Raw genomic sequence first — 20,360 nt, forward strand, 5'->3', positions numbered from 1 at the left:
GTGAACGTAATTTGAGTTGAATCTGTTTGATGTGCAGAGTAACAAGCATGAGATAAAAATTAAGCAAAAAAAAACGGCTCACAAGAGCCGCAATCACAAATAATGTGGTTAAAAAGCTTACGGGTAGGAAGTAGCCAAACAATCAGGATTAACAACTAAGTAAAACTTATAATCCAACATCCTTGGATAAAAATCCCGTGCTGCCTGTAGGTGAGCTGCACGGGGTTACAACAGCCACAAAGTGACTAAACTTGTAAAACGGTTGGGACTATAGGTTAAAACTGTTCTTCTTCAGTAGAACCTGTTAGCGCTGTTACTGATGATTTACCACCTTGAATACAGGTTGTGACTTGGTCAAAGTAACCAGTACCCACTTCTTGCTGATGCGATACGAAGGTATAACCTTTCTTAGCCGCAGCAAATTCAAGTTCTTGAACTTTTTCAACATAATGCTTCATGCCTTCACCGCGAGCATAGTCATAGGCTAAATCGAACATGTTGTACCACATGTTATGAATGCCCGCTAACGTGATGAACTGATACTTGTAACCCATGTTAGACAGCTCTTGCTGGAATTTAGCAATCGTGACGTCATCTAGGTTCTTCTTCCAGTTAAATGATGGAGAACAGTTATAAGCTAATAGTTGATCTGGGTACTTAGCATGAATAGCATCAGCAAACTTCTTCGCTTCTTCAAGACAAGGTTTAGCCGTTTCACACCAAATTAAATCAGCATACGGAGCATACGCAAGACCACGAGAAATGGCTTGGTCTAAACCCGCTTTGACACGGTAGAAACCTTCGCTAGTGCGTTCGCCAGTTACAAAGTCACGGTCATATTCATCACAATCTGAAGTCATTAAATCTGCAGCATTGGCATCAGTACGTGCAATAACTAACGTATCAACACCGCTCACATCTGCAGCTAAACGCGCAGCAACAAGCTTTTGTACTGCTTCTTGGGTTGGAACAAGAACTTTACCGCCCATGTGACCACACTTTTTAACCGACGCGAGTTGGTCTTCAAAGTGAACCCCAGCAGCACCAGCATCAATCATCGACTTCATTAGTTCGAAAGCATTCAGTACGCCACCAAAACCGGCTTCAGCATCTGCAACGATTGGTAAAAAATAATCAGTATAATTGTCATCACCAGGATTAACTTCTTTGCCCCATTGAATTTGGTCAGCTCGGCGGAATGAGTTATTAATACGGCTCACAACCGCTGGAACTGAGTTTGCTGGGTAAAGTGATTGATCAGGATACATGGTGCCCGCTAAGTTAGCGTCCGCAGCAACCTGCCAGCCTGATAGGTATATTGCTTCGATACCTGCTTTTGCTTGTTGTACTGCTTGACCACCAGTAAGTGCACCCAGCGAGTTTACGTAGCCTTTTTTAGCGCCGCCGTTAACCAGTTCCCACAATTTTGCAGCACCCATTTTAGCAATCGTGTTTTCTGGTACAACAGATCCACGTAATGCGACAACTTCTTCAGCAGTAAAAGGACGCTTAACAGATTTCCAACGTGGATTTTCAGCCCAATCTTTCTTAATTGCATCAACCTGTTGCTGACGAGTTAGTTGTGTAGTCATAGTGTCGCTCCTTTCTGTGTGAGGGTAGCAAAGTGAATCGTTCAACTTTGCTTAATTCAGTCGTGTTGTAATTAATATTCTGTTACTGGCATTAAGCCGTTAACAGTTCGTATCCGGGTAATGTTAAGAAATCAACTAACTCATCTGAGGTAGTAATTTGTTCAAATAACGTTGATGCTTTAGCGAACTGGCCTGCATTAAAGCGTTCTGCGCCGAGTTCCTTCTTAACGTTGGCCATTTCTTCTTTCAACATATCTTTAAATAATGCTTTAGTGACAAGCTTGCCATTTGATAGACTTTTGCCATGTTGAATCCATTGCCAAATAGAGGTGCGTGATATTTCTGCCGTAGCAGCATCTTCCATCAAACCGTAAATGGGTACGCAACCATTGCCCTGGATCCATGCTTCGATGTACTGCAATGCAATGCGAATATTCAAACGCATGCCCGCTTCGGTTTTTTCACCATCGCAAGGTTCAAGTAACTCACTGGCTAAAATCGGCGCATCAACATCACGAGTAATGTGCAATTGATTGGTTCTATCACCACCAATGTAATCATTGAAAATTTTCATTGCGGTATCAGCTAAACCAGGATGAGCCACCCAAGTGCCATCGTGGCCATTGCGAGCTTCTAATTCTTTATCACCACGTACTTTTTGCAGTACCAGCTCGTTAGTCGCTTCATCTTTTGCTGGAATAAATGCCGCCATTCCGCCCATCGCTAATGCACCACGCTTATGGCAGGTTTTAATCAATAAGCGTGAATAGGCACTTAAAAACTTGGTGTCCATGGTGACTGCTTGACGGTCTGGTAAAACACGATCTGGATAATTTTTTAAGGTTTTTATGTAACTAAAGATATAGTCCCAGCGACCGCAGTTTAGTGCGACTATGTTTGAACGAAGCTCATAAAGAATCTCTTCCATTTCAAACACTGCAGGCAAGGTCTCAATTAAACAGGTACATTTAATCGTGCCAGGTTCTAAGCAGAAACGCTCTTCAACAAACGCAAACACTTTAGCCCACCAACGCGCTTCCACATGACTTTCTAGCTTAGGAATATAAAAATAAGGCCCTGATTTTTTGGCTAAAAGTTGGCGGTAGTTGTGATAAAAATACATCGCAAAATCAACTAAACCACCAGGTATAGGTGTGCCTTTGTACTCAATGTGTTTTTCAATAAGGTGTAAACCACGTACTCGAGCAATTAACACTGCTGGATCTGGATTTAACGAGTAATGCTTACCGGTTTCTGGAGCGGTAAAATCAATATCACCACGAACGGCATCGCGAAGGTTAATCTGACCTTCAACAATCTTTTGCCAGCTCGGTGCTAATGAATCTTCAAAATCAGCCATAAACACTTTTACATTGGCGTTTAAGGCATTAATGATCATCTTACGGTCAACCGGGCCGGTAATTTCAACTCGTCTGTCGGTCAAATCATTAGGCATACCACGGATAGTCCAATTGCCATCTCGTATTGCACGGGTTTCAGGTAAAAAGTCTGGTAGTTCGCCATTATCAATACGTGCTTGCTTTTGCTTACGCAGTTTTAGTAGTTCTGGCACTTCATCAACAAACTTGGCACATAACGAATCAAGGAAAGCCACGGCACCAGAATTAAAAACCTCTTCTTGGCCATTAACAGTGGGGCCAATAAAAGTGAGATCGGTTTTAACCGAATCATCAGCATTTGCTGTGGACTTACTGTACTGGGCTACTAGTTGTTCTGCCGTCATAATAATGGCTCCCTAAATGCTGTCTGTTTTGATATTGGTGGTCATGCTTCACTGTATAACGCTATCTACTGCTAACTCATTTATGCCACATTCTTGTATCAACTGAATCACTGTTGTACTTAACGATTGAATGCTTTTTATCGAGCCCAGTAACCGCTTACTCATAAGATTAAGTTGAAGCTGACGTTGAAGAAGCTGACGTTGAATCAAAAACTTTCAAATGTCTGTTTCGTACTAAAAACTAACCAAAAACGTTTGTAATTGCAACAGTTATCAGTTTACCAAAACGTGTTAAAAACGACTGTCATCAGCACAGAAAATTGGTAATACCAAACAACAAAATCACACATAAATACTTGTTTATAAAAAGATTTAACTTTTAGAGCTTATACTTTAAATCAATCATTGGAAATTCATCTTACCAATTGACCAATAAATTACTTTGGTAAAAATGGTTGTAATAAAAAAACTAACTGTAAATATTGTTTTACATAACTTTAGTCTATATTCGTGAATGAAACAATTTGATAACGTTTTTAGCTTACCCGTACGTAATCACTTTTAATTGTTTTAAAACATAAGCTTAAACAAATCCATTTACAACCCAAATTTAAACAACTGTTTTAAATTTACGTTTACGTCAACGTTAAAAAATACAGCGGTAATGTCATTAAAAATGTGAGTTACGTCACCCGATCAACAAGTTCAGCTATATTGGTTTGTTTTAAATAAAGGTGAATTTTTTTTGAAAAAAATTAAAAACAATCACAAATGGGGCAATAGAGAACCAAAATGGTGCAATAGCAGAGATTTATTGCAGTAATAGCCAAACAATGAAAATGGCATTGCAACTCATGATGATAGGAAAAACAGCCAAAATTCAGCTTGAGGTCGGGCAGAAAGTGACTTAAATAGTCGATAATTTACCGATTAACAATAACGAGACACAGAAATGAATCAAAGAGGGAGTGTGCTTGTTCGTCGTAGTCGTAATAACTTGGTAGAGTTGTTTTGAAGCAATTTGGTGCATAGGGTGTTCATTCTTAGCCCCTACTCTACTTAATAGAGATTATCTGTCTGGTAAGATCTTACCCGTTAACGAGCAGCAGAATATATCACTCGCCTCATATTATTCAGAACAGTCGCTCCTTCAAGATAAATTTTGCCGCAATATTTGCCGCAATATAAGGCAATTTATATCTGCCGCAGTTTGTGAGACCAAATTATGGTTTATTCGTAAGCGATGACGCTCTAAAAATAAGCCATAAACACCACCAGAAGAGATCCGCTAAATGGTATTTGCTATTTAAATAGAAGGTGTTTGTTGTAAGTCATTACTCTCGCTTTAGGCACTATCTATATGATTTACATAACATTTCTATGTAAAAATGAAGTCGCTACATGGCGTAATAGCGATACAATTACCATCGTTTTTAACAATAAAATGTACAAAGAGTAAGATGACCTGGAGATGCTGCTAACCAAACACTAAAAAGTGCTTTTCAATTATACAGAAATTGAGCTTATACACTTCAAAGTAGCCTATTAACAACTATGCCATTTACTGTTGCTGTGTGCATTTAGTCATAGACTGCATTGCTGATAATGTGATGAGGTTGTAGAACGCATGGTCGCTATCGAAGGGCTTGTGTGATGACTTTTGATGATGAACCCAGCTTAGCTGATGATTAAGGCTTCATGGTGTCGTCATAAGATATTACGCAGTTTCGACCATTATGTTTGGCTCGATAAAGGGCTAAATCAGCACGATGAATTAAAGGATCAAGGCTTAAGTCATCTTTAGTAACAGTGCTGACACCACAACTGACTGTGACCGTAAAATCGTGTCCAGAGAAACGAGTGTTAATATTGGCTACCTCATTACGAATACGTTCGGCAAAATCAACAGCCATATCTTCGGCTTGCTTTGGCATAAAGACAGCAAACTCTTCGCCGCCCATTCGGGTAAAAATATCTGTCGGTTTCAACATGCCCTCGATGACATTAGTCACTTTTTTTAATACCCAGTCACCTGTACCGTGGCCATATTGGTCATTAATATTTTTAAATAGATCAAGATCCATTAACACAACAGAGAATCTTTCACCTATTGTTTGAGCTTGAATAAATTCATTTTCCGCCATTTCTTGTCCAGTACGGCGATTAAAAATACCGGTTAATCCATCTCGCTGCGCTTGTTTCATAAATTGATTACGTTGCAGCCAAGCCGAGATCAATAACAATAATAAACCGACAGAAAGACCTACAAGTAAAGTAGAGAACATGATAGATGAACTTTTTTCCTTCATAAACAAATCTTTTTGTTTCATCAGTAACTCGTGATCTTGGATCAAACTGCTATTTTCACGGCTTTTTTCAACACTATCAAAGCGAGCCATTTGATAAGCATTTTCTTTGACTTTCTGCTCATCAAGCAGCTGCTGGCCAAGTGCAGAAGCGACAACTTGAAACTGGTATGCTTTATCAAATTGCCCGCGTTTACCTGCAATTAAAGAAAGAGTTTCGTTAACTCGTTTTTTCACTATCATGTTACTGGGTTTATTAGGTAACGCATTAACCATTTGCGCATACATTTCAGCTTGTTGGTAATCGCCTAAATGAAAATAAATAACACTTAAATAAGACCTTATCTCATTAATCTCAACTTCAAATTTAAACTTTTGGTAACGCTCTAAAGCAACAAGATACAAACTTTCTGCAGCCTCATATTGTCCTTTATCAAACAACACTGTAGCCAAGCCTCTAATAGACATGATTTCAATTAATGGCAGACCATGATCTTTACAATAAGCTTGAGTGTCTTTAAATAATGTATCCGCTTGGTCAAAATGAGCTAACTTTGAATGGGCCACTGACAGGTATAACATTGAATAACATTGATCTTTTGGGTCTTTACCTTGATTTAAATTCAGCGACAATTTTGCTATACGTAACATTTCATCATAAGCGCCCAGCTGTAAATACACATTCATCAGACGGTTATAAGACTTTATTTTGATACTTTGGTTTTGATAGTTATCAATACGAGAAAGATTTTCTTCCAGAAGAGAAAAGGCTTTTTGGTAGTTGCTAAGCCCAATATTTGCAGTGATTTTCAATAGATAAATATTGGTGAGTTCTTCACCAGTTGGACCGTCTATCAGTGCTTCATCGAAAGCTTTATCTGCTGCGACAAAATGACCTAAATAAAGTTCTTTGGAACCGACCAACCTATGTAGGCGGCTGTGTTGTGATGAGGTAAGTGACGATTCAGAGGCTAATACGGTTTCAATCTTTTTAATTGCATAACCAGTATCTGTCGCCAAATATTGTTCAATAGTATCGAGTTCTTTATCATAATCGATATTGTCAGCTATCGCCGCGCGGCTAAAAAGCAACACGATGATAATAAAAAAATACCTCGATGTATGATGCAAGAATAATTACTCTGTAGGGTTAGTTATAATCATGTACATAGCCATGTCTTTATCACCAACTAACTGGCTCACACGTGCTTTATCTCCCGACATTACAGCGTCAATCTCTTCTTGTGTTAATCCATTTGATTTCATGACAGCACGAGGATCAAGCTTATATGCTTCTAATAACAGGGCATTAGTCGCAAGCTCAGTAAAAAAGGCACTCATGTTTGACATATTGTCACTCTCTGTTTTAATAATTTTATTGTTAATTTATGGGCATAATGACATAACATCAGACAATTCAACACATAAAGTACATTCAACTGATTTAACTAGCTTTTTAAACTTGTGCGTACTTTACACTCAAGTCAGTTTAACAACAAACGTTGATAGTTGTTAACTTGTATCGGCTAACAATTTTAACAAAAAACTGACTATAAAAAAATTAACAATTGCAACTTCATCTTCAATTAATCTGCTGTCTATATCAGGTCAAGATATAAGCCAAAACATTCAGCGTAGAGCACGATTATGCCATAATATCTTTTAATGTTAACAGATACTTAACCTATATCTGATTCGGTGATACCTAACTTAGCCAACATCTCATGGTTTAATGTGATCTGTTTAGCTGGAGGGATCAATAGTGTGCTAATTGGGGTCAAGCTAGCCTCAGGTAAAGACGACAAAGCCATGCGCTCGATTACTGGTGATTGAAACGGCAAATTTGCGGCTTCATATATCACCACTTGATGATCAAGAGGATACCATTGCGTTAAGTGCTCAACCAAAATCTGTAACCTTGCTTTAGTCGTACTAAATTGAGTCAAAGTATGTTCACCCGCTAGGGCTATCTGCCACAGTAAAAGATGCGTAGTAGGATCGGGCACATGATGATAAATCATGAACTGAGTCGCTTCAAAACTTTGATGGCCACTATTACCAGGATCGATACCTAAGTCAGCCCACAAACAAGCTTCCGCAGAAATACCCGGTAACATACTCGCATCATACCCCTCCAAACGAGCTTGTTTTATGGATAAATGCCCAACACAAGCAAATACCCCAGGATGACCATATAAGGCGCATACGACTAACTTACCTAGGCGTACTTCACACAAAACAGCATTAACCATTTCAGCATAAGTGGCACGGCGGTTTTTTATCTCGCCGCATTGTGCGTAATAAGGCTGCAGCGAACGCACGTCAGAATTAAGCGACATTAGCCATCGTTCAGAAAAACCATCGGGCACTAACGAAAACACCACATCAGCATGCTCAATATAACTCAAACTCAACGCGCCTATTTGCCCTGCTAACTGCAATCCTGTTCCAACACAAATCAGACGGCCTTTTTTTACATTGGATAATGTTGCATTTTGCGATTGTTGAATAGTCATTGTTGTTTCTTTTTTGAGCGCTGCAACTTGGATAAAGTTATTAATAATAAATGCTTAGTTAGATATAGCACTTAATAGTGACATAATTTAGTTCGATCGTTTAAATTGAACGATTTAACAACATCCTACCAACATTTGCTGTAATGCGTTAAATAAATATGAAAATTTACCTTAGATTTATTTACTGAAAAAATGGAACTTAGGGCGCTAAATTGACTCAAAGCCACAACATCTTTTAATAGACCCTTGTCAGCATAGGGACAGCTTGGGTATGATGACCGACAGAATTTAGGAAGTAGCGCAGACAATGATAAACAAAAAACAAAGTCTTACCCTTGTAAGCGCAGTAGCGCTTTCATTATCTCTTAGCGGATGCAGTGTATTTGACTGGTTAATATATAAACCAGATGTGCCACAAGGCAACTACATGGAAACACAACAAGTCGAAAAACTTCGTGTCGACATGACTAAAGCACAAGCAGAATATATTTTAGGTCGCCCAGTATTACGCGACAGCTTCTCTGATGACACTTGGTACTATGTCTATCATTTCAAAAGTGGTCGAGATGCTAGCATTACTCATAAAGAATTGATCATTCACTTTAATGGCGACACAATTTCCAGTGTTAGCGGCGATTACGATCTCAGTAAAGAATTTAATACTCCGCTGGAACAAAGCTCATTGCCGTCCGTTAACGACCCAGATATGAAGCCTTTACTACCTGAAATTCGCCCAGATGCAAAACCGTTAGTTGAAGAACAACGTCCGGCATTAAAGAACCAGGCAGAAAATGATAATACACCAACATAAGCCACACAATAACATGTGATTTATGCCAAAAAAAAGCAGGACCTCTCATGAGAGTCCTGCTTTTTTTTGGCGTTTTTTCATTGCCACACATCAATCGAGTTAACCTTAAACTAGCGTTAACACATGGATAAATTAACCAAAATAACTGTGCTTAACCTATTTAAAAATTAACATAGACGATTTATTTTGCAAACTTTGCCCTGCTTATTACATCCATTGACTTGCGATAAACTCGTCATTGACCCAAAGGATAATACTCAAAGGCCTAAGGCACATTTTGATAAACGGATATTATTCTATGTTTAGTTAACTTTAGCACCGGTTATTTTATTAATACGACCTTCATCTTTAGCTTTTTCGGCACGCTTACGGCGAACATCTTTAGGATCGGCAATTAGTGGGCGATATATTTCAACACGCTGCCCAGGAACAAGCACCTCATCATGTTTGGCCTGGCGGCTAAACACCCCAAGCTTAACGTCTTCAAGGTTAATATCAGGAAAAAATTTAACCATATCACTTTGCTTAACGGCTTCAATAAATGTGGTACCTGGAGACACCATCACCGAAATAATTTTCTGCTGTTTTGGTAATGCATAAATAACATCTACCGAAAACTTTTCTGTTTCATTCATCACGATAAATCACCTTTGCCCTATCGGTAAACGCCATTACCATAGACGACATTAAATCTTTAAACACTTTACCAAACGCCATATCAACCAGCATGTTTGAAAATTCAAAATCTAAATCAAACTCAACTTTACAGGCATCGTCGGTTAGTTCAGTAAACTTCCATAGACCATGCATGTACTTAAAGGGACCATTTTCCAGTTCAAGTGAAATAGATTTAGCTTGCACCACTTGATTACGAGTAGTAAATGTTTTACTGATCCCGGCTTTACTGACATCAACTGATGCCACCATGGTTTTGCCATCAAATTCCAGTACCTTACCCCCAACACATCCAGGTAGGAAAGCATGATACGATTCAACATCATTGACTAAATCATACATTTCTAAGGCACTAAATCTAACCAGCATACTTTTGGAAATCTTAGGCATCTGACATCACAATCCTTAATACAATAGCGGGATTTTATCACGTTAAACAAAAAAGGCATCTCTGAGAGTGTTAAATCGCGTTGGAAATAACACAATCATCAAGAAACTCGGTATAATCGTTGTAATATCATAAATCTCCCCCATATCTATTATAGTTAGTAAACATAATAGAGTTTATCAAATGGGCTCACTGCGGGTTGTCCAGCACCATCCTTCAGGTCAATAACGGCAATCAGAACGGTAATAATAATGGTAAAAAAGAAATCAGCAAACGCCTCAGCGAGCATCGCACGCAATAAACGCGCGACGTTTGAATACCGCATTGAAGACAAAATCGAAGCGGGATTACAACTTATGGGCTGGGAAGTTAAGTCCATTCGCATGGGTAAAGTCAATTTATCGGATTGTTATGTCTATATTAAAGAGGGTGAAGCTTTTATGCATGGTTGTACTATTCAACCACTGAATACTGCTTCAACTCATGTAATATGCGATCCAATCAGAACCAAAAAACTGCTATTGAAGCGCAGTGAAATTGACAAGCTTGCCGGCTTAATCGAACGTCAAGGCTATACGTTAATTCCTTTATCAATGTACTGGCGCAAAGGTGCCTGGGTAAAAGTCGAAATAGGCTTAGGTAAAGGTAAGAAAGATCACGATAAACGTGAAGACACCAAAGAACGCGAGTGGAAAATCGAAAAAGCCCGCGTAATGAAAAAAGACAAAGAAAACACTTAATATTGTTAATAGGCCACTGAAACGATGAAAACTGATAAGTTGTTATTGAACATAGGCCTATAACGAACAGATAGTGAACAAACGATTATATTTTGTTAATGGATACTAGGTATTCATCTCACAAAGCGTTATAGTTAACTCAATTGGGGGCGATTCTGGATTCGACAGGATTCACGAAACCCAAGGAGCATGTCGAGGGGCGGTTGGCCTCGTAAAAAGCCGCACCGTTATAGTTGCAAACGACTCTAACTACTCTCTAGCAGCTTAGGCTAGCTAGCCATCAACCACACGTTTCGCACGTGGACAGTGGATTCTGATGGTCATATTACAGTGTGCTAGCGAGGGAACTCCGTCCGGGGGTGAACCGCGAAACAGTACCGGACTCACCAAGTAGCATCCTGTCTTTCGGAGACTGCTTGGTTAAATAAAAGAGAGACTAAACATGTAGTGCCGAGGATGTAGGCTTTCTGGACGCGGGTTCAAGTCCCGCCGCCTCCACCAATTTATAGAAGGGCTTAGCAGCAATGCTAAGCCCTTTTTCTTTGTCTGCTAGCTCAGTTTAATCCGCTTTAATTTTGTGGTTGGATGAGTTTTATTATCTAATTAGTTAATTCGATACCAACACGTCATTGATACTTATTGCCTGCCGCAGGCTAAGTGCAATCACTTCTGTGACACGCTGTAAACCCATCCATGGGCGCTCTGCGAAAACATCCATGTTTTCGAAGGTCACAGCCGCGATTGCACCTATAATTTAACTCTCTCCGATTAGACTTTATTTAGTGCTGCAGAAAAAAATAATATGCGGCGCGCCAATAATCGCTATGGTATAAAAACTGCGCTAGCGCTCAGTTTGGATTGGCAATGTCCTCAATAGGGTACGCCCTGGCGCTAATGCCAAAATGGGTTTCACCGCCTAAGTCATTAGGGTTGCAGTGATAGCCGCCCTCTTTGCTGAACACAAAGTTAACAGCGGCAATAAAGGCTGGACTGTAAGGACTGTTTGGCTGAAAAAGACCCATAAAAAACCGAGACAAGGAACATAGGTTCATTGTCTCGGTTTAGAGTGTTCTAGCGGGTTAGAAAGGTTTCGGGATATATTAATTTGTTATTTCTGTTAGCCACTTATTTATGAGTATCAGGCGATTTGAAGTTTGCCTTAATAAATTAGGTTGATTGATTTGCTTTTCCTCTATCATTTTGTCCTTTAATTCCTGATCACCAAAGTCAAATTTTACAAGCCGTGTTATATATTCTAATTGAGAAAATCGCTCTGTTTTTTCAATATCAGCAAAATTGGCTGCGCTGGCAATCAGATTATAACTTAATGTACCATTTACGGGGTTGAGGGCTGAAGGTTTGCAAGCTTTAAGGTAACAAACTATAGCCATTATAAATTCAAAGTTACTTTCATAGCCTTGCTGACCTGCCATATTGCTTAATATGGCAAAGTAAGAAAGTATCCTGTCTATTTCTCTAAAGGATGGCTGGTAGTACTGAACAATTTCATATAACACATTCTCGCAATCTTTAAGGTTTGTCCTTTGATCGCTCTCCACTAGCATTGAATGCATTAAATGACGTAAATATTGATAGCCATTATCATTATGTTCTTCTGCTGATCTTGGCATAGTTAACCACACGTTAATAAATTTGTGCAGGTAGTTAACAGGATCGATTCCACCGTATTTAGCTATAATTGACTGCTCTAATTGCACTCTATTGGTAACCAGTAGAAAAGTAATTCCTTCAACAGAAAACAGATGCTTAACTTGTTCAAGTAATTCAAGCGCAAAATCAGGGCGACATCTATCTAACTCATCGATAATAAAGACAATGGGTTTATCATTACCCACATTTTTGGAAAATTCAGACAGGTGTTTCTTAAATTCTTTTAGTGCCAGCTTATCCTTTTGTGCATGCTCAAACTTTTCTTTAACAAGATCATCGACTTGGTCTGCTATTAAAGAAGATATGCCGCTCTCTGCTGCATCAAAAGTGCTACCATCGACTATACCTGCAGTCACAGTCTTTACTGTTAATTTTAAAGTTCCTCTGGCAAGGGATTTACCAGCTTTTATCGCTTTATCCTTAAATTTAGTCTTATTGCTTGCATCCGCATCAGGTATCAACTGGTACATTTCGGATGCTAATGCTAAAAATGGGTCTTTTTGATAGTCATTTTCAAAGGCATCAAAATATACTGACTGAATTTTTGAATCTCGGTGGTGCGATAAGTGACCTCGCCACATTTTTATAAAGGTACTTTTACCCTGCCCCCAACCAGCATCTAAGGCAATAACTAAATTACCCTCTGCATTTTCGATTAAATTGGCTAATCTCTCACCAAAATCTTTACGTCTAAAAATATCAATCGCAAGATCAAATCCTGTATCATCATTTATTTGTATTTCTGGTAATACTATTTTCACTTTAGATCCACCTGATTTTATTGTTCAAAGAGCCTATCTATAAAAAACCGTCGAAAAAATTACACATTAGGCACGGATAACATGTTTATAGTCATTTGTTTTTATCGTATGTGTAGCTTAGCTTCACTGGAACTTCGGACTTAGGAGTGTTTTTCTCAGGTGGAGTTGAACTGTTATATAAAAGAAACGATGCATTAAATTTACTGGTAGCACTGACAGAGCTAGACGCCTGTTTCTGCTTTTGTGTACCCCTCGCTCAAAATCATTTTTTTCACTAGTTCCCATATGATGAGGATTATCTTTATATGAGCCGGAATTAAATCCGTTTTGATATTCTTTGCTCTTCATTTCAAATTCCTTCTCTCTCGATCCATTTTTTGATACTAAGAGTTTATAATCAAAATCGAAGAATAAAAAGAGCCGCCTTGGGTAGCCCTGATACACAATCGACTATCAAAACAACCTTCTCTGCTTCCTCGCCACAAATGCCGCCCTCTGCTCGGCAATGATCTGACCGACTCGACGCTCAGTGAGACCATATTCTCTTGCCAGTTGCTCTAGGTTATTACCCTTAAACTGACGCCAAATGCGGATATCTCGCAGGGCGTCTTTAAGGCGTTCGCCATTGGGAATATACATGTCACGACCACCTAAGTAAGTGCTTAGTGTTGTGGCTAACGCCTCGCTAACTGCTACTGAGTTGGGCACATTATTGCTATCTAGAGTTATGCACATAAGCTTTGAAGAGTAATGGACTGCGCTTAATGAAGTCTTCACGTTCGTCTAGTTTTAGAGTTTGCAAAGTTTCTAGCACTTGCTCTGGCTTTGCCTCTTCGGTGTTTAACAAATTTATTTTCTATCAAACTGTCAAAAACTACTGGAATTCAATTATGTGAGCCAATGAATAAACTGTTTTTAATTTTTACTTATATGAAACTACAAAAGCGGCTCAATCGAAGATAGTAGAGACACAGGTGTAATCGCGGCCGTGATCATCGAAAACATGGATTTTTTCATAGAGCGCACATGGATGGGTTTACAGCGTGTCACGGAAGTGATTGCATTCGGGACTCGCCACAAGAAAACAATGAACCTGAATATTACTTAACAATATACTTTTTGGAACAATAACCCGTTCAGATGTGGCGGCGGGACTTGAACCTGCGTCCATAAAAAAATCCCTGCTGGCATTACTGCCTGCAGGGATTTTTTGTTAATCAGCCTCAAGCTGATTAATGGTCACATATAACGACTAGTTCAATCGTTATTAGCTTTGTTTTTTAACAAACTTCGATTTCAGCATCATTTGGCCATTGCCATCCACTTTACAATCGATGTCGTGGTCGCCGTCGACAAAATGGTTGATCACTGCTTTAGTGCCAACTTTAAGCACGAGTGATGAACCTTTTACTTTAAGGTCTTTGATTAAGGTGACTTTGTCGCCTTCTGCTAATAAGTTGCCGTTGGCATCTTTTAAAATGATAGCGTCTGGATCAACCACTTCTTCATTTGGGTTCCACTCATTGGCGCATTCTGGGCAAATTAATAATGTGCCGTCTGAATAAGCGTACGGAGACTCACATTTTGGGCATGGCGGGATTACATCACTCATATCTTTACTCTCTGTGTTCTTGGCAGTTGTCGAACACGTTAACAGCGCTAATACGCAGTTCGACAGGCTTTATCGATTGGCGTGAGATAGAAAAGTATCTACCCTGCCGAATATTGTAATGACATTATAATGCTATTATCACAAATTGACTACCCTAGGATAATAAACCAGCTGATCCACTCACCTGCTAACGAAACGATTGGGAATACCACTAACGTCACGAATAGCCTAACGATAGGTGAATTAAAGCTTAGCTTTTTACCTGTGGATTGGGACGACTTTGATTGTCAGCAAAACTCACATCATGCTTTTCGAGGTATTCGCGAATAAGCTGACGGGTGACTTGTGATGGGGTGAGATCTTGCGCAGCACACAGTTGTTCAAATGCCTGCTTTTTTAGCGGGTCCATTAATACAGTAAAACGTGCAGTTTTATTTTCCACAGTGGGCTAGCCTTTCATTACGACATGATAATCTGATTATAATCCAGTGTGTGGCTAAAGACCATATTCTGGATTGTTTATTCGCCGTACGATTAGCTAGAGCCATTAACTTGGGGCATTCACCCGAGTTAAGAAACAACTAGGTTAAACCTAATGATGCCTTAGCCCGAGTGTGTTTATCTGTTACACAATGCTCGCTAAACGGGGTAACAACGCCTTAAAACTCGGTCTAGTTGATGCACTATGCTGCAAGCAATCTTGTACTAACTGGCGCAACATTATCGCTTGTGGTGTGTTTGGGTTATCGATGAGGTTTAGCATGTCATCGACCAAATAACCAAACGCCCTAACCTCAATCGCTTGCATTAATTGCAAATGCTGTGGGGTGAACTGCTTTAAATTTGAGGCGGCGCCAAAGTCACCAAACAATACGTTATCTTGAGTATTTATCATGATGTTGTGGGCATAAATATCGCCATGGCTAATCCCATTTTGATGTAAATGAGCCAAAATATCAGCCATTTGGCTGGCAATATAAGTTATGCGAGCCCAAGTAAATACGGTTTGCGCTTCAAAGGTGTCGCGGCTACAGGTTTGCAACGACGGCGGCAAACCTAAATTGCCATAGCTTGGCGGGATAAGTTGCATCACTAAACCCAGTTGCTCTGGTTGATTAATTTGTGCCACTACATTGATTAAATTTGGGTGTTCGCCGGCGGTTAAGCAGCAATCAAGCTCATCTGCTGGGTAACCATCGCTGGTCACCATGCCCTTAAACAACTTAATCGCAACATCAGTCTGGCAGCTAAAGCTTGCCTCATCTGAGTGTTCAGCATGGTGAGTGGCTTGGTAAATCAGTCCAGATGCGCCCTGCCCGAGTAACTGACCTAAAGTAAACTGGCTTAATGGCACTACAGGTACGCGAGTATTATCGCAATGTTCAACATGACTGAACGCGTTACCTGCAAAGGCTAACCAAGCTAAGTTAGGTAACTCAAATAACCAATGTGGTAAAGCAGTAAGCTGGTTAGCCGATAATCGGATCAGGGCTAATTGATGGCAGTTTGCCATGCTATTAGGTAATGCTGTTAATCGGTTACCCGCAAGCGCAAGCTTTTCGAGCCGATGACATTGACCTAAACTGTCTGGCAATTGCTCAATTTGGTTATCGGTTAAAATTAACCAACGGGTTTGTTTCGGAATGGATGCTTCGGGTACGGTGCGAATTTGATTGGCTTTAAAACCTATCATTTCGAGCTTTGGACACTGACCTAATACATCTGGAAGATGTTCAAATAGGTTATTCGACACAAACAAGATTTTAAGTTGATGTAAATCGGCAAGATTATCCGGCAACGACGACAACTGGTTATTGCTAAGATCGAGTACTTCTAGGGTATCGGCTAATTCAAACAGTCTTGTAGGAAATTGCGTAAGCTGTTCAGCGATACTGACCCGTTGATAACCCAGTAACAAACCATCATTTAATTGTTGCAGTGTCTGCATCATGTTTCTCTTTGCCGAAAATTGTCGCCATAGTAATAGACTGCACCCACGGAGACAAATTTCTGCTAAATTTTTACCAAAAAAAACCACAGCAATAGCTGTGGTCAAAACGGAGGCTAAAAAACACAAATTGGGGTTGATAATTTTAGCGCCATTTCTAGTACATCAAGTACGGCTTAGAAATGGATTCCTACACACTAGGTTACTAACCTCCATTGACGTTAGTAACCTAAAACAACAAATAACGTTAAATCAGTTCCGCTAACATGCTGTCGGCGTATGTCACTAATTCGCCGCCATCACGCACTTTTGCCACGTAATCTGGATTGGCAATAAATGGACGGCCAATTGCCAACAAATCAAATTTGTTGTCGGCTATGGCTGCACTGCCCGTTTCGGCGGTATAACTACCGACACCCACTAAGGTGCCAGTATAAACACTGCGCAAATAGGTCGATATATTGCCGCCTAAGTAATCAAACTGCATTGAGTCGTCAAAAATACCACCATGTAAAAACGCTAAATTGCGTTTAGCCAACTCAGGTAATAAATAGTCAAACACATCACGGTCGCGTGGATCGGCGGCCATATTAAAATAGGCACCAGGAGAAACTCGAATAGCTGTGCGATCTGCGCCAATTGTGGCAACCACTGCATCAACAACTTCTAAAGCAAAGCGTGACATGTTTGCCGGAGTTTGGCCGTATTCGTCTTCACGGCGATTGTTGTCATGATGCAAAAACTGGTCAATTAAATAACCATTCGCTGCATGAATTTCAACGCCGTCAAAGCCTGCATCAATCGCATTTGCCGCGGCTTGAGCATAATCAACCACTAACTGCTTAATATCATCTAAGGTGGCCGCTTTTGGTGTTTGATAAACGAGTTCGCGCATTCTAGGCACTGTGCCTTCAACCGCTTGTGCAGAAGAAGAAAGTACATCACCACCATCGAAAAAATGTGGGTGTGCTACACGGCCAGTGTGCCAAAGTTGAGCAAAGATTTTACCGCCACTTTTATGCACAGCATCGGTCACTTTACGCCAACCGTCAATTTGAGCTGGAGTAAATAAGCCTGGGGTGTTTGGGTAGCCTTGGGCATCTGGGCGGATAATTGTCGCTTCACTGATAATTAAACCAGCTTCAGCTCGGCGAGCATAGTAATCAACCATCTTAAGTGTTGGCACAAGGTCATCATCCGCCATACAACGCGTTAATGGTGCCATTAAGATCTTGTTTGATAATGTTAAGGTGTCATTGAGTTTGTAAGGGGTAAATAAACTGGCCGTCATGTGGTTAACTCCATTCTTGAATATGCGTTCAAGATTAATCGTATTTGAATAGACATTCAAGTATTTTTTGAATAGTCGGTAAAATTTAGTTAGACTCAAGTGTGATGAGTTATCACGCTTTGTTGTTGACCAGAAGTGACCAGATATGAGACACGCTGAATTTAATAGAGAAACTGTTTTACGTGCTGCTATGAGCACCTTTTTAGTGAATGGATTCGCTAAAACCAGCATGCAAGATCTCACCAAAGCAACGGGACTACATCCGGGGTCAATTTACTGTGCCTTTGATAATAAAAAAGGCTTATTTATTGCTGCAATTGAGCAATATCAACAAGATCGCAGTAAGCAATTTGAGCAGCTATTTGCCAATGATGATTCAGCGGTAGACAACTTAGGTGCATATTTAGCCCTAATCGTACAAGAATGTTTAAGCTGCGATGCGACCCAGTCATGCTTACTGACCAAGTCACTCAGTGAAATGGGCGAGCAAGATGAGCAAATTAGACTTATGGCCTGTGAATTTTTGCAGCTGTGGCAGCAGTCGTTAGCGCAAGTATTTGATACAGCAAAAAAACAGAAGTTAATCGCACAAGACAGTGACAGCCAATTTTTAGCGCAATATTTGGTGATGGGAATATACGGTTTAAGAACGGTGGCTCATACCGAACCTAATATGCAAGTATTACAGCCTTTGGCAGATAAGCTATTAAATGATTTATTACGCTGTGAATCAAATGATTAATCACCATATTGCTAAATAGCAAACCTCATAGCAATAATCTAAAAAGACACATTATGGTGTCTTTTTTAGGTTTAGAATCAATAAGTGCTTAGCTCAATACACGCTGTGAATAAACACGCTCACCTAACGAGTTAAGTATTTTGCACTCACCCTCTAACACCGCAATAATTGACTTACCTCGACGAAATGATTCTGGGATCATTACGCGTCCTGTGTTGCTGACATGTAAATCGGTCATGACAGCATTATGCATTTCTAAACCAACAGGCGCTTCATAATACAAAATAGTCACAGTGGCAGTTGACGTTTGACCTTCAGCAGATTCAGATTTCATATTCGCATTCTCATTTACAGCATACTGGTTCAGGGTAGAAATGATATTGATAACCTAGCTCATCAACTCATCTATTTATCAAAAGGCAAACACTTAATCTATTGATTTTAGCCAACAAAAACACCTTTTAACTTATTATTGTATTTTATCATTAAATGATAATTATGTTTAAATTGTATTATTGATTCAAAGTAATTGATACATAAAATTAACAGGCTTGAGATGTTAGTATAAAAATTATTCACTAATGAGACGAGGTGCGAATACTGAATTTAATAATATTTATCGTATTATCAAGCCTATTTACGTGAAATTTAGATCCTGCACCTAAACAGCACAACTAATTCCTGTTAGAATCGATGACAATTTTTAGCCTTAAACATTTAAAAAACGAGATTAAGATGGGCAGAGCATATCAAAATAAAAAAGAGTCCATGGCGAAAACCGCCGGCCAAAAGACACGAATTTACTCACGCTATGGTAAAGAGATTTACATTTGCGCTAAAGGTGGCGTTGACCCAGATGGTAACCTAGCTCTTCGTAGCTTGATTGCCCGCGCAAAGAAAGATCAAGTTCCGGCACACGTTATTGAACGTGCCATTGAAAAAGCTCGTGGCGGTGGTGGTGAAGATTATGATACCGCCCGCTATGAAGGTTTTGGACCTGGCGGTTGTATGGTGATTGTTGATTGCTTAACAGACAACGGTAACCGTACTTTTACTCAGGTTCGCCAAGCATTTGTTAAAAATGATGCCAAGTTAGGTAGCCCTGGTACTGTTGGCCATATGTTCGAACATCAAGCAGTATTTGTATTTGATGGTGATGACGATGAAGCTATTTTAGAACTGCTTATGATGGCTGACGTCGACGTTGCCGATGTAGAGCTTGAAGATGGCATCATCAGCGTATTTGCGCCAGTGTCAGAGTTTAACAATGCCCGCACAGTGTTAACTGAAGCCTTTCCAGAGATTGATTTTAAGGTAGAAAATTTAGCATTTGTGCCACAAACAATGACAGAACTTACTGGCGAAGACATTGAAAGTTTTGAAAAATTCTTAGCTGCTCTTGATGATTGTGACGACGTACAAAACGTTTATCACAACGCTGAGATTAACGAAGAATAAAACTCGCTAAAACGAGAAACGCTACAAGTCTAGGAACTAGATGACTTAGCCGCGAGCCAAACGTCATCTTCCCTAGCATTAGTGTTTTGAGCAGACCAAACTAAA

At 39.7% G+C, this 20,360-nt stretch carries 19 protein-coding genes and 1 other RNA gene; 5 read left to right on the forward strand and 15 right to left on the reverse strand.

The features are described 5' to 3' along the window. Positions 1–275: 275 nt before the first annotated feature. The 5 genes from aceA to H5164_RS03540 all read right to left on the reverse strand — a co-directional run bounded on the left by aceA (position 276) and on the right by H5164_RS03540 (position 8,158). Positions 276–1,592, reverse strand: a complete 1,317-nt coding sequence (gene aceA / locus H5164_RS03520; protein WP_182697954.1) for an isocitrate lyase — start codon at positions 1,590–1,592, stop codon at positions 276–278. Positions 1,593–1,683: 91 nt separating this feature from the next. After that, entirely contained in the window at positions 1,684–3,336 is a 1,653-nt protein-coding gene (aceB, locus tag H5164_RS03525; protein WP_124016837.1) for a malate synthase A, read from the reverse strand. A 1,688-nt stretch (positions 3,337–5,024) separates the two neighbouring features. Beyond that, positions 5,025–6,773 (reverse strand): GGDEF domain-containing protein, encoded by a 1,749-nt coding sequence (locus H5164_RS03530; protein WP_124016836.1) that lies wholly within the window; start codon positions 6,771–6,773, stop codon positions 5,025–5,027. Positions 6,774–6,779: 6 nt separating this feature from the next. Further along, positions 6,780–6,992 (reverse strand): hypothetical protein, encoded by a 213-nt coding sequence (locus tag H5164_RS03535; protein WP_124016835.1) that lies wholly within the window; start codon positions 6,990–6,992, stop codon positions 6,780–6,782. 329 nt (positions 6,993–7,321) lie between these two features. Continuing rightward, positions 7,322–8,158, reverse strand: a complete 837-nt coding sequence (locus H5164_RS03540) for an SAM-dependent methyltransferase (protein ID WP_182754822.1) — start codon at positions 8,156–8,158, stop codon at positions 7,322–7,324. Positions 8,159–8,465: 307 nt separating this feature from the next. On the opposite strand from H5164_RS03540, the gene H5164_RS03545 reads away from it, so the two are divergent. Next, the gene (locus H5164_RS03545) at positions 8,466–8,969 is read left to right on the forward strand and encodes an outer membrane protein assembly factor BamE (protein WP_124016833.1); all 504 of its coding nucleotides are present in this window, start codon (positions 8,466–8,468) and stop codon (positions 8,967–8,969) included. A 302-nt stretch (positions 8,970–9,271) separates the two neighbouring features. Here H5164_RS03545 and H5164_RS03550 read toward each other — a convergent pair whose 3' ends face one another. Then, a complete protein-coding gene (locus H5164_RS03550; protein WP_182697950.1) occupies positions 9,272–9,607 on the reverse strand; it encodes an RnfH family protein in 336 nt (111 codons plus the stop codon). Beyond that, on the reverse strand, positions 9,597–10,034 hold the full coding sequence (locus tag H5164_RS03555; protein ID WP_182743166.1) for an SRPBCC family protein: 438 nt from the start codon (positions 10,032–10,034) through the stop codon (positions 9,597–9,599). The genes H5164_RS03550 and H5164_RS03555 overlap by 11 nt, the downstream gene beginning before the upstream one ends. Before the next feature lie 249 nt (positions 10,035–10,283). On the opposite strand from H5164_RS03555, the gene smpB reads away from it, so the two are divergent. Together smpB and ssrA are read left to right on the forward strand one after the other, a co-directional pair. Next, positions 10,284–10,772, forward strand: a complete 489-nt coding sequence (smpB, locus tag H5164_RS03560) for an SsrA-binding protein SmpB (protein ID WP_182754824.1) — start codon at positions 10,284–10,286, stop codon at positions 10,770–10,772. A gap of 145 nt (positions 10,773–10,917) precedes the next feature. After that, positions 10,918–11,273: a transfer-messenger RNA gene (gene ssrA, locus H5164_RS03565) on the forward strand. A 347-nt stretch (positions 11,274–11,620) separates the two neighbouring features. Here ssrA and H5164_RS03570 read toward each other — a convergent pair. From H5164_RS03570 to H5164_RS03600, 7 genes are all read right to left on the reverse strand, one after another. After that, positions 11,621–11,794, reverse strand: a complete 174-nt coding sequence (locus H5164_RS03570; RefSeq protein ID WP_182754827.1) for a glycosyl hydrolase 108 family protein — start codon at positions 11,792–11,794, stop codon at positions 11,621–11,623. A gap of 78 nt (positions 11,795–11,872) precedes the next feature. Then, positions 11,873–13,204, reverse strand: a complete 1,332-nt coding sequence (locus H5164_RS03575) for a P-loop NTPase fold protein (protein WP_182754829.1) — start codon at positions 13,202–13,204, stop codon at positions 11,873–11,875. Positions 13,205–13,657: 453 nt separating this feature from the next. After that, entirely contained in the window at positions 13,658–13,912 is a 255-nt protein-coding gene (locus tag H5164_RS03580; RefSeq protein ID WP_310736167.1) for a Mor transcription activator family protein, read from the reverse strand. A 559-nt stretch (positions 13,913–14,471) separates the two neighbouring features. Then, on the reverse strand, positions 14,472–14,816 hold the full coding sequence (locus H5164_RS03585) for a zinc ribbon domain-containing protein YjdM (protein WP_011636566.1): 345 nt from the start codon (positions 14,814–14,816) through the stop codon (positions 14,472–14,474). Between the two features lie 250 nt (positions 14,817–15,066). Then, a complete protein-coding gene (locus tag H5164_RS03590) occupies positions 15,067–15,258 on the reverse strand; it encodes a CopG family transcriptional regulator (RefSeq protein WP_101085561.1) in 192 nt (63 codons plus the stop codon). Between the two features lie 183 nt (positions 15,259–15,441). After that, positions 15,442–16,764: a leucine-rich repeat-containing protein kinase family protein gene (locus tag H5164_RS03595; protein ID WP_259396746.1), complete on the reverse strand. Its 1,323-nt coding sequence runs from the start codon at positions 16,762–16,764 to the stop codon at positions 15,442–15,444. 247 nt (positions 16,765–17,011) lie between these two features. Continuing rightward, on the reverse strand, positions 17,012–18,055 hold the full coding sequence (locus tag H5164_RS03600) for an alkene reductase (protein ID WP_182754833.1): 1,044 nt from the start codon (positions 18,053–18,055) through the stop codon (positions 17,012–17,014). Between the two features lie 145 nt (positions 18,056–18,200). On the opposite strand from H5164_RS03600, the gene H5164_RS03605 reads away from it, so the two are divergent. Further along, entirely contained in the window at positions 18,201–18,797 is a 597-nt protein-coding gene (locus H5164_RS03605; protein ID WP_124017552.1) for a TetR/AcrR family transcriptional regulator, read from the forward strand. Positions 18,798–18,885: 88 nt separating this feature from the next. Here H5164_RS03605 and H5164_RS03610 read toward each other — a convergent pair whose 3' ends face one another. Further along, the gene (locus tag H5164_RS03610; RefSeq protein WP_182697920.1) at positions 18,886–19,131 is read right to left on the reverse strand and encodes a TIGR02922 family protein; all 246 of its coding nucleotides are present in this window, start codon (positions 19,129–19,131) and stop codon (positions 18,886–18,888) included. Between the two features lie 401 nt (positions 19,132–19,532). Between H5164_RS03610 and H5164_RS03615 the strand changes: the two genes are divergently transcribed. Beyond that, the gene (locus tag H5164_RS03615; RefSeq protein ID WP_124017554.1) at positions 19,533–20,255 is read left to right on the forward strand and encodes a YebC/PmpR family DNA-binding transcriptional regulator; all 723 of its coding nucleotides are present in this window, start codon (positions 19,533–19,535) and stop codon (positions 20,253–20,255) included. Positions 20,256–20,360: the final 105 nt, after the last annotated feature.

This window comes from Shewanella sp. SG41-3 (assembly GCF_014164545.1).
Taxonomy (GTDB): Bacteria; Pseudomonadota; Gammaproteobacteria; order Enterobacterales; family Shewanellaceae; genus Shewanella; species Shewanella vesiculosa.